General features: G+C 39.7%; 9 protein-coding genes and 1 pseudogene. 5 read left to right on the forward strand and 5 right to left on the reverse strand.

Features of this window, described 5'->3' with window-relative positions; genetic code table 11:
• Positions 1–153: 153 nt before the first annotated feature.
• On the reverse strand, positions 154–1,269 hold the full coding sequence (locus FH971_RS05290; RefSeq protein WP_140233608.1) for an OmpA family protein: 1,116 nt from the start codon (positions 1,267–1,269) through the stop codon (positions 154–156).
• Between the two features lie 393 nt (positions 1,270–1,662).
• Positions 1,663–4,029 carry a phosphoketolase family protein gene (locus FH971_RS05295; protein ID WP_140233609.1) on the reverse strand — a complete coding sequence of 789 codons (2,367 nt, stop codon included), beginning with the start codon at positions 4,027–4,029 and terminating at the stop codon, positions 1,663–1,665.
• 540 nt (positions 4,030–4,569) lie between these two features.
• On the opposite strand from FH971_RS05295, the gene FH971_RS05300 reads away from it, so the two are divergent.
• Both FH971_RS05300 and yaaA read left to right on the forward strand, forming a co-directional pair.
• Positions 4,570–6,006 (forward strand): alanine/glycine:cation symporter family protein, encoded by a 1,437-nt coding sequence (locus tag FH971_RS05300; RefSeq protein WP_137227321.1) that lies wholly within the window; start codon positions 4,570–4,572, stop codon positions 6,004–6,006.
• A 101-nt stretch (positions 6,007–6,107) separates the two neighbouring features.
• Positions 6,108–6,884, forward strand: a complete 777-nt coding sequence (gene yaaA / locus FH971_RS05305; protein ID WP_140233610.1) for a peroxide stress protein YaaA — start codon at positions 6,108–6,110, stop codon at positions 6,882–6,884.
• On the opposite strand, the pseudogene FH971_RS20690 reads toward yaaA, so the two are convergent.
• Positions 6,824–7,065 (reverse strand): annotated as a pseudogene (locus FH971_RS20690) (hypothetical protein). The gene yaaA and the pseudogene FH971_RS20690 overlap by 61 nt on opposite strands.
• A gap of 185 nt (positions 7,066–7,250) precedes the next feature.
• Positions 7,251–8,696 carry a M20/M25/M40 family metallo-hydrolase gene (locus FH971_RS05320; RefSeq protein ID WP_140233611.1) on the reverse strand — a complete coding sequence of 482 codons (1,446 nt, stop codon included), beginning with the start codon at positions 8,694–8,696 and terminating at the stop codon, positions 7,251–7,253.
• A gap of 133 nt (positions 8,697–8,829) precedes the next feature.
• On the opposite strand from FH971_RS05320, the gene FH971_RS05325 reads away from it, so the two are divergent.
• Positions 8,830–9,126 carry an ArsR/SmtB family transcription factor gene (locus FH971_RS05325; protein WP_137222247.1) on the forward strand — a complete coding sequence of 99 codons (297 nt, stop codon included), beginning with the start codon at positions 8,830–8,832 and terminating at the stop codon, positions 9,124–9,126.
• 601 nt (positions 9,127–9,727) lie between these two features.
• Here the strand turns inward: FH971_RS05325 and rpsT are convergent.
• A complete protein-coding gene (gene rpsT / locus FH971_RS05330) occupies positions 9,728–9,994 on the reverse strand; it encodes a 30S ribosomal protein S20 (RefSeq protein WP_137222243.1) in 267 nt (88 codons plus the stop codon).
• Between the two features lie 258 nt (positions 9,995–10,252).
• Here rpsT and murJ point away from each other — a divergent pair, with 258 nt between their 5' ends.
• Both murJ and ribF read left to right on the forward strand, forming a co-directional pair.
• Positions 10,253–11,812, forward strand: a complete 1,560-nt coding sequence (gene murJ, locus FH971_RS05340; RefSeq protein WP_140233612.1) for a murein biosynthesis integral membrane protein MurJ — start codon at positions 10,253–10,255, stop codon at positions 11,810–11,812.
• 136 nt (positions 11,813–11,948) lie between these two features.
• Complete coding sequence (gene ribF / locus FH971_RS05345; RefSeq protein WP_140233613.1) at positions 11,949–12,884, forward strand: bifunctional riboflavin kinase/FAD synthetase; 936 nt, start codon at positions 11,949–11,951, stop codon at positions 12,882–12,884.
• The last annotated feature ends 10 nt before the right edge of the window (positions 12,885–12,894 follow it).

The raw sequence follows: 12,894 nt of genomic DNA on the forward strand, positions 1-12,894 counted from the left end.
AAGACAGAATAGATTAATGAAGTAGAAAGTGACTTGCAATATTATGTCCGCAAGGTCAATGACAGTCGCATTTAGATTCAGTTTAGGTTGTTCTGAAAATAAAAAAGCCGCTGCAAGCAGCGACTTTTAAAGTGTAGCGTATTATTGTGACAATTAACGCATTACAGGACGTTTTTCAGTACCAGTAACGATTGCTTCAATACGACGGTTAACGCGGTTAGCTTCAGCTGAGCTACCTTGCATAACTGGTTTAGTTATACCGTAACCAACAGAATTGATACGGCTCATGCTAATGCCGTACTTTTTGTTTAGTGAATTTGCAACAGCTACCGCACGACGCTCAGAAAGCTTCATGTTGTATGCCGCTTTACCTACGTTAGACGCATGGCCTTGAATAGATACAGTGTGTTGCGGGTATTTATTTAAATGATCAGCAAGTTTTTCTAAATCAGCAAATGAACCAGAACGGATATCAGCTGAATCATTAGCAAATAAAATACCACCTAAGTCATACTTAGTTGTAACGTTTTCATAAACAGTACAACCAGTCGCATCAACTTTATGAGTTGATGGAGTGTCTAGACATTTGTCTATGTTGTTTGTTACGCCATCTTTGTCATCATCACCAAGAGCAACAACAACTGGTGCAACAACTGGAGCGGCAACAGGAGCTGGAGTACTAGCACCAAAACGGTAGCTTAGTTCAAGGCCCCAATAATTGCTTTCCATTGAAAGCGTGTCCCACTTTTCTTCGTCAAGATTTTCATAACGACGATATTTAGCTTGTAACTTTAAATTATCGGTAAAGTTATAGCCAACACCTGCACCAAGGTATGGTGCAATACCGCTATCACTGTAATATTCAGTGTTGTATTCTTTTTTGTTCGAGATTAGGTAGTTAAATGCACCAGCTTCAGCCGATAAACTCCACTTGTCTGCAAGAGGGTAAAAACCAACAAAACCTAATGCAACGCCACGAGCGCCAACATCATTGCGTTTGTCAGAATAATCAGTCCATTCAGCACGGCCAAGGTCACGATAACCTAATTCAATACCAACATATTCGTTAAATAAATAACCACCAAATACGTCCCAAGCATATGGATCATCTTCACCACAAACTTTCATGGTTTTTTGGTCGCAATTTGGTTCATAGTTATTGACGCCTAAACCAGCACCAACATACCAAGGTGTTAGTTCTTCTGCAGCAGAAGCAGCAAAAGGCAACATAGATGTGAGTAATACTACTTTTAATGTGTTCTTCATCATATTTAAGTCCATTGTTATTTTACTCCACCATTTATGCATGTAACGGAGTTGTTATAGTCATGCATTGCTGACACTTAATGTGGTGTTCCTTTGTATTTTAGCCAGCGGCGCAATTATGGTCGGTAATTAGATGTTTTTCCATAGTAAAAAGATTAATTTTTAGTAATGGTCAATAAAATGTCATCGTTAAAAAGTTGGCGTTAATTAAGAAAATCTAATTAAAACATGGCGTAAACATTGTTTTTTGAATTTAAAATAAATGGTCGGAAATTGTGAATATAATCTTTATATTTAACAAGTTAGTGAGATATAGCCTAAAGATGCAACATTTTGAGCGGGTTAAAACAAAAAATACGCCCTAAAGGCGTATTTTTGTTAATAAAATGTATCTAGTTAACGAGTCCATACCCAGTTTTCGATTTCTTCTGGATCCACACCGTGTGCTTTTATGTAGTTTTTATGGTCAACCAAGCGTTGCAGCATGTCGGTGGTGATAGTCACATGTTGTGATTCATCAATAACGCCTTGTTGGAATAACTTGTATGCCATATCGATAACTAGATGGTAGCGAGAAGTACCGTTACGTACACCCATATCAAATGGTGTAGTCGTTGAACCTTCTTCTTCATAACCTTTAATACGGAAGCGACGGTTACCTTTATAATCAAATACCAGTTTTTTGATAGTATTTGGGTAACCATGGTAGTTAAATACAACACCTTTATCTTCAGTGAAGACTTCATCCATCATCCAAGGCTTGCTTTGGAACTTAATACTACCTAAGCCGTCACTGTGAAGTTCAGATACGCTCACAAAACGAATACGTACTCTAGGTAAAATTTCACGAATTAGTACTAATGAAGCCATACATTCTTGAGTGGCGTAATCACCACAACCTGCAAGTACTACGTCTGGATTTTCGTCAGAAGCAAAATCCCATATCATTACACCATCTTTACTTTGCTTACGGGCTTCATCTAATGATAACCATTGTGGCAATGATTTTTTACCGGCAACGATGATATTAAGTTTATCTCGGTCAGCATAAGCTCGTTCAGTATAAACCAAGGTGCTGTTAGCATCTGCAGGTAAATAAGCTGAAATAATGTCTGGGTGTTTTTCTAACATTGCGCCTAAGAAAGACGGATTCTGATGAGAATAGCCGTTGTGATCTTGACGCTCTAATAGTGATGACAACACAATGTTACATGCAGGAATTGGCTTACGGAAATGAATCCCTTGACTTGCATGAACGTATTTACAGTATTGATCAGCCATTGAGGACACTACCTGTGAGAACGATTCGTAGGTAGGGAACATGCCATGTCGGCCTGTTACTGTGTAGCCGTGTAACATACCAAATAACAAGTTTTCAGATAACAGTTCAATAACACGGCCATCACGAGACATATCTTGGTCCCAGCTTTCGATTGGCCATTGCCATGCGCGGTCAGTTTCTTCAAACACTGCTTGTAGCTGGTTAGAATAAGTTTCATCCGGGCTGAAAATACGTAGATTACGTTGATCACGGTTTAGTTTGAATGCATCACGCATCCATTCACCCATTTTCAACATCGAGAAACCACGTTGGCCACGATGTGTTTCAGAACCATAACCTAATTTACTTAAGTCTGGGTTTGCTAAAGCACGAACCACTTCTCCGCCGTAGCTTAGGCGTTGACGACCACAACATAAATCTTTTGGTGGCATTAATGATAAAATGTCTTTATCAAATACAAGTTCGCCACTTTCAGTTGTTTGTACTAGTTCATCGAATTTATAGCTTGCTAACCATTTATCAAGTGCTTCAAGGTGGCCCTTATCTTTAGCACAATTGCTTACTATAACCTGATGAGACTCACAGTTACCGGCTAGTTTTTTACCATCATATTCAGCGGTACCAGTCCAACCTTTGGCTGTTCTCATTAAGATAACAGGCCAGCGAGGCTTGACGACATCTTCGCCAGAACGAGCACGGCGTTGAATATCGTTAATCATGTCATATGACAAGTCCATTGCAGCGGTCATTTGTTCAAAAATATCGGTTTCCATTTCATCATCAACGATGATTGGGTGATAACCAAGACCACGGAACTCTAAATCCAGTTCTTCATGACTCATACGTCCCATACGGGTAGGGCCAGAAATTTTGTAACCGTTAATATGTACTATTGGTAACACAGCACCGTTGTTATTAGGTGAGACTAAACGGTTTGCATACCAAGATGCAGCTAATGGACCTGTTTCAGCTTCACCGTCGCCAATTAAGCAGGCAGCAATAAGATTTGGATTATCAAGTACAGAACCCCATGCTACAGACAGTGAATAACCTAGCTCACCACCTTCTAATATTTGACCGGGCGCTTCTGGGTTTGCATGTGATGGATAGCCATAAGCCGCTGAGAATTTCTTACATATATCTTCAATACCAGTTTCTGTATAAGGAATAGTTTCTGGGTAAAAATGGCTTAACGAGCCTTCAACAAATAAGTTAGCTTGCACGGCAGGGAAACCATGACCAGGGCCTACAAGGTAAATAAATTCACGCTTATGTTTAACGATTAGACGGTTAATGTTTGCGTAGACAAAGTTAATTCCAGGACAAGTCCCCCAATGACCTAGTAGGCGAGGCTTGATATCAGTATGTTGTAAAGGGCGCTTGTAAAGTACGTTTTGCTTGAGATAAATCTGCGATGTCGCAAGGAAATTCGTAGCTCTTACGTATTTTTTTAGCGCGATTATTTCATTTGAATTAGTCATTATGACCTCGGTTTAAAGTAAAAATAATAATTAATTAACTTTCTTTGAGAACACAGTATCTGTAATTTTGTTACAATAATGTGGCCTTTATCTAATTTTTGATCAATGCTTTTTCATTGAAATAGCATTTCTGGTCCATTAATCAGTAATTGATTGAAACTTAATAACGATTTACAATGATTTTAAAAATAGATTGTCAACATCAAATTGGTAAAGCGTGATTTGTGTCGCTTATGGTTTTCTGTTTAATTTGTGTTACTTCAAAGTATTATTTACTTTGATAATGTCTATCGTTGTTAATGTAACTTACGTATTCACTGTTATTACCCATCAATACCTATTAATCCACGGCCATTACCTTTTATAATGGCGACTTTACGCAAATACCTTTGTATTCGTATTACAGTTTGAAATATAGCAGCTTGCACATGAAGTGCTTGGTCTGTTACTTATGTGATTTATATTCAGCGCAATGGCTTAATAGCAGTGGCTTGATAAAAAATAATAACCTATTAATAGGGAAGATTAGTCAATATGGCGATGTTAGAAACGATTATTAATTTTATGAATAGCTTGCTTTGGGGCAAGTTATTAGTTTATGGGCTGGTAGGAGCAGGATTGTTTTTTACCATTCGTCTCGGCTTCATTCAAATCACCCATTTTGTTCATGGCATTAAAGTATTGGCAATTAGCCGTCGGCCAGGTAAACATGGGTTATCATCCTTTCAAGTTTTTTGTACCAGTATGGCAGCACGTGTAGGTGCGGGTAACATGGCCGGTGTCGCTGTTGCTATTGGTGCAGCAGGACCTGGTGCAGTGTTTTGGATGTGGGCGATTGCGGTGCTTGGTATGGCTACCGCAATGATTGAGTCAACACTTGCCCAGGTTTATAAAGTCAAAGATGGTGATGGCCAGTATCGTGGTGGACCTGCATATTATATGGAGAAAGGCCTTGGTCAGCGTTGGATGGGGGTGGTTTTTTCCTTATTGTTAATTTTAGCATTTGGCCTGGTATTTAATGCTGTTCAAGCTAACACCATTACAGGTGCAATGACTCAAGTGTTTGGTTTTGAGCCTGTTTACGTTGGAATTGGTATTGTTATTTGCAGTGCATTTGTGATTGTTGGAGGCCTTAAGAAGGTTGCGAAAGTATCTGAGCTCATCGTGCCTATTATGGCAATTGCTTATATTGCTATTGCCTTTGTTGTAGTGGCAATGAATATTGAAAAATTACCCGATATCTTTATGTTGGTTATTAATAGTGCATTTGGCTGGCAAGAAGCTGCTGCTGGTGGTGTGGCTTACAGTGTTGCCCAAGCAATGCAAGCTGGTATTGCTAGAGGATTGTTTTCAAATGAAGCGGGCATGGGCAGTGCCGCTAACGTAGCCGCAAGTGCATCACCAAACCCTAATCACCCTGCCTCTCAAGGGTTTGTGCAGATGATGGGGGTGTTTGTTGATACTATTGTTATTTGTACTGCAACGGCAGCCATTATTTTATTATCTGGTGATGCGGCATCTAGCTCTGATGGTATTGCTAAAACCATTAGTGCACTGACTAGCCATGTTGGCGATTGGGGCGGGGCATTTATTGCTTTTGCTATTTTACTTTTCTGTTTTACTTCTATTATTGCCAATTATTCTTATGCAGAAACAAATGTAATGTTCTTAACGGGTAATAGTAAAAAAGCCCTACCGATATTTCGTGTGGTAGTTTTAGGTATGGTGATGTTTGGCTCTCTGGCTAAAATTAGTTTGGTATGGGATTTAGCCGATGTATCAATGGGATTAATGGCCATCGTAAATATTGTTGCACTGTTGCTGTTGTCTAGTCTCGCGATTCGAGTCATTAATGACTATCGTGAACAAATTGATGCGGGGATCGATCCCGTTTTTGATACCAGTAAGTTTCCTGAACTAGCAGAACAACTAGAAGAAAAAATTTGGCCTAATTCTGAAGAGGTGGCCGAAAAATAATATTTACCTATTAAGGTAATCGAAAAAACCATGCTACTACAGCATGGTTTTTTTATATCAGTTCAGTATGATGACATTATGATTTTATCCGGAGCGTACTTATGCTGGTTTTAGTTTCACCTGCGAAAACATTAGATTTCGAAAATCCACCTATCATTAATACCCATACTCAACCGTGTTTACTTAAACAAAGCCAAACATTGATTGATGTATGCCGTGAATTAACACCAATGGATATTGCCAGTTTAATGAAAGTAAGCGATAAAATTGCCGGACTAAATGCTGCGCGTTTTGCTGACTGGCAACCACCGTTTACCCTTGATAATGCCAAACAGGCTATTTTCGCGTTTCGAGGCGATGTGTACACAGGATTTGATGTCGATCATTTATCTGAATCGCAAATGGCTTCTAGTCAAAAGCATCTGCGGATTTTATCTGGTTTGTACGGTTTACTTAAACCGTTAGATTTGATTCAACCGTATCGGTTAGAAATGGGCACTAAGCTAGCAAACCCACAGGGAAGCAACTTATATGCTTTTTGGGGCGATACTATCACTGCTGAAGTGAATAAGGCATTGAAAGAGCAGGGCGACGATATTATTGTTAATTTAGCATCGAATGAATACTTTAAATCAGTCAAGGTTAAGCAGCTTGAAGGGCAGTTGATTACGCCAGTGTTTAAAGATTGTAAAAATGGCCAATTTAAAGTGATTAGCTTTTACGCCAAAAAAGCCCGTGGATTGATGGCTCGTTATATCGTTGACACTAAACCTACGACAGTAGAACAATTAACTAAATTTGATCTCGACGGTTATTATTACAGCGAAGTGCAATCGACGCCTGCAGACCCCGTGTTTTTGCGCAATGAACAAAAATAGCTTATTTTAGGGCCTGTTGATCTTTCAAGGTTGTTTTTGCAGCGAATTGTTGGTCATTGTACAAGGCAGAGACTTTGTGGTGTAGTTATTCTACATAAAAAGTCGATAACGCAGTAAAAATGACCAACAAACGCTGCCCGAAGGGTTCGGCTAAAAACGTTTTACTCTTTGTTGAGCGAATTTAGCTTAGATTGCTAGGCAGCAATCCGCTCGCCTCGATTAAAACGTTTTTATCTCGAACAAAATTCAACCTGCAAAGATCAACAGACCCTAATCTTTACGATAAGAATAATCAGTTTTTGCTGACCAATAAAAAAGCCCTTAAATAAGGGCTTTTTTAGTTTGAACTCGAACGAGTTAAACTGGCTAGTGCTGACCTTTTTTCTTAGTGACGGGTCTTAAATCAATTTCAGATTGCGCCATCATATAAGCAAATTGAACATAAGCTGCTGCACTTTGTGCCAACTTTTTAGGATCAATTTTATCCAAAGTATCATTTGGGGTGTGGTGATAATCAAAGTAATCTGTACCATCTTGATTTAACGATGCAACAGGTACGCCCAATGCTGGCAGTATCGACACATCAGGTCCACCTGAGGCTTGATTGTTGCCTAATTCAACCCCGTTTAATGTCATAGCAGAGTGTTGTTGCTTAACTTGCTCAAAAGTGGCGGGATTAACATTAAAGTCAATTTTATAAACCGGTCCTGCGCCAAAATCAGATTCCGCTGCAATATAATGCTTATCTAACTCATCAGCATGTTGTGCTGCATAGGCTTTACCACCCACTAATCCCACTTCTTCAGCCGCGTATAATACGACTCTTATGGTGCGTGCAGGCTTTTGTGGTAAATCTTGAATAAGTTTAGCTGCGGTGGTCACAATGGCGACACCTGCACCGTCGTCAATCGCACCAGTGCCTTCATCCCATGAATCAAGGTGAGCGCCTATAAGGACTATTTCATCAGGTTTGCTGCTTCCCGTGACTTCAGCAATAACATTATAAGAGGTGGCAATACCAAGGCTTTCTGAGGTCATATTTAATGATAAGGTGATATTTGGATCGCGTTTTAGCATTGCATTAATTAAATCGGCATCTGGATTTGACATAGCCGCCGCAGGAATTTTAGGCGTGCCTTCTTCATAACGCATCATACCTGTGTGAGCCATTCGGTCATGATCGGTACCAATAGAACGGATAACAATAGCAACAGCACCTTTTTGAGCTGCGGCTATAGCGCCTCGAGAGCGTCCACTAACGGCTTCTCCATAACCTTTACCCGTAATGTGTCGCTCGGTTTTATGGTCGATAAAGACTATTTTTCCTTCAATACGGCCTGGGGATGCATTGGACAACTCTTCTAAACTATCAAAGCGAACAATTGGCGCTTGAATACCCTTAGCCGGTGTACCAATGCTGCCACCTAGTGCGGTAATGACAAGTGGTTGTTCATAAGGGGACACGATACTTGCGTGAGCATGTCCTCTAGACCAAGCTGGAACTTGAACCGACTCTTTGTAGACTTTATCAAAACCGAGCAACCACAGTTTTTCCATGGCCCATTCAACGGCGATAATATCTTTATCTGTACCTGTTAAACGCGGACCGACTTCAACCGTAAGTGACTCAACAATGTCATAACTCAAACTTGATGATAAAGCCTGCTTGGCTAATTGTTGGCTAATTTTGGCATCATCTGAATGATTGATCTCTAAATTGGTTGTATTCGATTGGGTGGAACCTGTGGTTTGACAACCCATTAATGCGGCAAATATCGCTCCTACCAGCGTCACTCTTTGATATTTTTTCATGAGTTTCCTTTGATTATTTTAGCTATGTCTCATTTTTCACAACAATCTACCAAAAAGTGTGCTTTATGTCCCGACTCAATTTGTAAGGGAACGCTATATTAGGGCGGGGTTAGATGAGGAGAAAGAGCGCGTGATGAATATAGAAAAAATGCAACATCAAGCTGATCATGCGGTCGTGTTGCTAAAAGCCTTAGCAAATGAGCGTAGACTGTTTATTTTGTGTCACCTACTTAACGAAGGTGAGATGTGTGTTGGTGAAATGAATAAGAAGCTGGGATTAAGTCAATCTGCTTTATCTCAACACTTGGCGTGGCTTCGTAAAGACAATTTAGTCTGTACTAGGAAAGAAGCCCAAACTGTGTTTTATTCATTAAAAAGTCATGAGGTAAAAGAGTTAATCCAAGTATTAAATAATATGTATTGTTATTAACTTAACTCCGTAAACGTCTTAACTAATGCATCTGATTTATGATGTATTAAGTTAAGACGTTTAGTTTTAACTGATACATGGTGTGTGTCGTAGTAAACGCTAATCAATTACATATGTATGAAAGCATAATCATTCTGCACACTCAGTACTGTTAACCATCATTTAAGTGTTCAACTCATTATCGAAATAAATCCATTTTCATTCTGTACAAAATCCCACAATTTATTCATTAGTCTTATTGAACCTAAATCCCAATAGCTGTTTTATTTATTTTTTCATTGTTCTTCGTAATGCTTGACGGCCGTTTTCGGATAACTTCCAGTATGTTTTTCTTAGATGATTGATGTTCGGCAACATTGCGGCTGTGACTAATTAGTACAGAATTGATGACGTCAAAGGACGTAGATTTGAATGGTATTGTTTTTTAGCGGTGCAACATTGTGGCAGAGAAGTTATATTGCTAAGCGACAAGATGATTACATTTCTAGATGAATTATTGGTTGTTGGATGGGGTGGCTAAGGGGAGGCATAAGATAAGCTGGTAAAAAACAGGTATAAAAAAACCGGCCTAAGCCGGTTTTTTAAATCTTAAACAAAAAACTTAAGCTGCAATAGCTTTAATTTTTGCGTTTAAGCGAGCCTTCTGACGAGCGGCTTTATTCTTATGAATAAGACCTTTAGTCGCCATACGGTCAACAATCGGTTGTGCAGTAGCGAACGCTTCTGTAGCCGCTTTATGATCACCGCTTTTGATAGCCGCGATGACTCTTTTAACGTATGTACGTAACATAGAGCGACGACTAGCGTTATGCTGGCGACGCTTTTCAGACTGAAGCGCGCGCTTCTTTGCAGACTTGCTATTAGCCAAGGTGCAACTCCTAAAAACTGGATTTGATACTTTTAAGGCCGAGGAATATGCCTGCTTTTTATCGTTTTGTCAACGACTGCAATTAAATATTTATCATAAAGATAAATTAATCCAATCTAGCGTGCCTTTCTTCAACCCAACTCGTGTAATATGTGGCGCATTCTACCAGCTCTTGAGTCTGTGTGACAGAGTTATAATCGAATATTTGTTATAAAACCCATTAATTTTCTTACAAGTGATTGAGTGTCCGGGGGCTGTTTGAGCAAAAAATTATTTAAATCAGGTTTAGTCGTAAGTGTTATGACGCTGATTTCGCGAGTATTAGGTTTGGTTCGTGATGTGGTCATTGCCAATTTAATGGGCGCAGGTAGTAGTGCAGATGTATTTTTCTTTGCCAATAAAATTCCAAATTTTTTAAGGCGACTATTTGCCGAAGGTGCTTTTGCTCAAGCGTTTGTTCCGGTATTAACTGAATATCAAGAGAAAATGACGCCAGAAGATACCCGTGAGCTGATTAGTAAAGTGGCAGGAACGTTAGGCGTGCTGGTGACGATAGTGACTTTGGTCGGTGTTGTTTGTTCACCCGTACTGGCAGCTCTTTTTGGTGGTGGTTGGTTTGTGGACTGGTTAAATGATGGACCTAACGCCGAAAAGTTTGAACTTGCTTCCGTTATGTTAAAAATAACCTTTCCTTATTTATGGTTTATTACCTTCACGGCCTTAGCGGGTTCGATACTAAATACTCGTGGCCGTTTTGCTGTATCAGCCTTCACTCCGGTATTTTTAAATGTTTCTATTATTGCAGTAGCTATGTGGTATGCGCACACATTAGAAAATCCTGAAATCGGTTTGGCATGGGGTGTTTTTGTTGGTGGCTTAATCCAGTTTTTATTCCAAATTCCATTTTTAATCCGTGAGAAAGCCCTGGTTAGGCCTTCTTGGGGATGGAATCATCCTGGTGTGGTAAAAATTAGAACATTAATGATCCCCGCTTTATTTGGGGTATCGGTTTCACAAATCAATTTATTGTTCGATACATTTATAGCGAGCTTTTTAATGACGGGGTCTATTAGCTGGCTTTATTACTCCGATCGTTTACTTGAGTTTCCTTTGGGCTTATTTGGCATTGCTATTGCGACAGTTATTTTGCCAGCATTATCGCAAAAACATGTTAATGCCCAAGGAAGTGGTTTTAATCAAACCATGGATTGGGGAGTTAAAGCCATTTTGTTATTAGGTACTCCGGCAATGCTAGGGCTAATCATTCTCGCAAAGCCAATGCTGATGGTGTTGTTTATGCGCGGTGCATTTAGCCTAAATGACGTTGAAATGGCATCATACAGCTTGGTTGCTTATGGCTGTGGTTTATTGAGCTTTATGATGATTAAAGTCTTAGCTCCGGGATACTATTCACGCCAAGACACTAAAACGCCAGTTAAATATGGCATCATTGCCATGGTCTGCAATATGGTGTTCAATCTTATTTTTGCGATTCCATTTGGCTATGTAGGTTTAGCTATTGCAACATCAATGTCTGCGCTGTTAAATGCTAGTTTGTTATATCGAGGTTTACATAAAGCGGGCGTTTATCAAATGAGCCGTCAAACGTTGTTTTTCTTATTTAAAGTGATCATTTCAACCGCCTTGATGAGCATTGCTATTTTGTATTTTATGCCACAGCTTACAGTATGGTTAGAATTGCATACCTTTGAGCGTATGCTTATGTTGATTGAGCTTATTGTCGGTGGGGCGGTTATTTATTTATTGAGTTTACTTCTCTTAGGTGTCCGCCCATGGAAAATTAAGCATCAAGGTTAATTTATCCTATTTGAATGGCTGAGCGAATATCGACGGATTATCCTAAATCCGGTGTAATAATCTGAGCTTGAAACTCGCATCTGACATTGGTTTGGGTATATAATCTGCCGATTTGCTACAGGCAGTATTGGGCGTAATGGAATTAATTCGCGGTATACACAATATTTTACCTTCCCATCATGGTTGCGTTTTGACCATTGGGAATTTTGATGGTGTTCATCGTGGCCATGCGCAGGTGATAAGCAGCTTGGTTAATAAAGCTAATCATTTTCAATTACCTGCAAGGTTAATGACCTTTGAGCCTCAACCACAAGAACGCTTTCGTGGTACTGATGCGCCAGCTCGCCTCAGTCTTCTACGTGATAAAATTAGATTGTTAGATGAGCTTAAAGTTGATCAGTTACTTTGTATCAATTTTACAGCTGCCTTTGCCAGTCAACCTGCGGAAGCGTTTATTGAAGAGTTACTGGTTAAGAAGCTTGGGGTTAAATATCTTGTTGTTGGTGATGATTTTTGCTTTGGTAAAGGTCGTTTAGGTAATTTTGATATGCTGGTTGAAGCTGGCAAGAAGTTTGGCTTTACGGTTGTCAGTACCCAGAGCTTTGTTGTTGGGTCATCACGGGTAAGCTCTACTGCAGTGAGAGAGCAACTAGCATTAGGGCACTTAGAACAAGCAAGACGTTTATTGGGTCATCCTTTCATTTTAAGTGGTAAGGTTGCTCACGGACAAAAATTAGGCCGTACAATCGGTTTTCCAACCGCCAATATTGCACTAAAGCGACACGTTGTGCCTGTTCGAGGGGTGTTTGCGGTTCGTTTGTATTGGGATGGCAGTGATATTTACGAGGGTGTCGCCAATGTGGGCTTTAGACCAACTGTCAATGGTCAAACCTGCAGGTTAGAAGTCCATTTGTTTGATTTTGATAGTGATTTATATGGCAAACGAGTGGAAGTGGAATTAGTCGCAAAGATCCGTGATGAACACCCCTTTGATTCATTGGACGCGCTAAAAAAACAGATTTTAAATGATGCAAATGAAGCTCGCGCTTTATTTAGTAACGATGCTAGCTGAAACGAATCAG

This window comes from Shewanella polaris (assembly GCF_006385555.1).
GTDB classification, from domain to species: domain Bacteria; phylum Pseudomonadota; class Gammaproteobacteria; order Enterobacterales; family Shewanellaceae; genus Shewanella; species Shewanella polaris.

Coding starts and splice junctions, on each gene's coding strand:
- FH971_RS05300 (WP_137227321.1), top strand. CDS start 4,570: ATGTTAGAAACGATTATTAATTTTATGAATAGCTTGCTTTGGGGCAAG.
- yaaA (WP_140233610.1), top strand. CDS start 6,108: ATGCTGGTTTTAGTTTCACCTGCGAAAACATTAGATTTCGAAAATCCA.
- ribF (WP_140233613.1), top strand. CDS start 11,949: ATGGAATTAATTCGCGGTATACACAATATTTTACCTTCCCATCATGGT.
- FH971_RS05295 (WP_140233609.1), bottom strand. CDS start 4,029: ATGACTAATTCAAATGAAATAATCGCGCTAAAAAAATACGTAAGAGCT.
- FH971_RS05290 (WP_140233608.1), bottom strand. CDS start 1,269: ATGATGAAGAACACATTAAAAGTAGTATTACTCACATCTATGTTGCCT.
- FH971_RS05320 (WP_140233611.1), bottom strand. CDS start 8,696: ATGAAAAAATATCAAAGAGTGACGCTGGTAGGAGCGATATTTGCCGCA.
- FH971_RS05325 (WP_137222247.1), top strand. CDS start 8,830: ATGAATATAGAAAAAATGCAACATCAAGCTGATCATGCGGTCGTGTTG.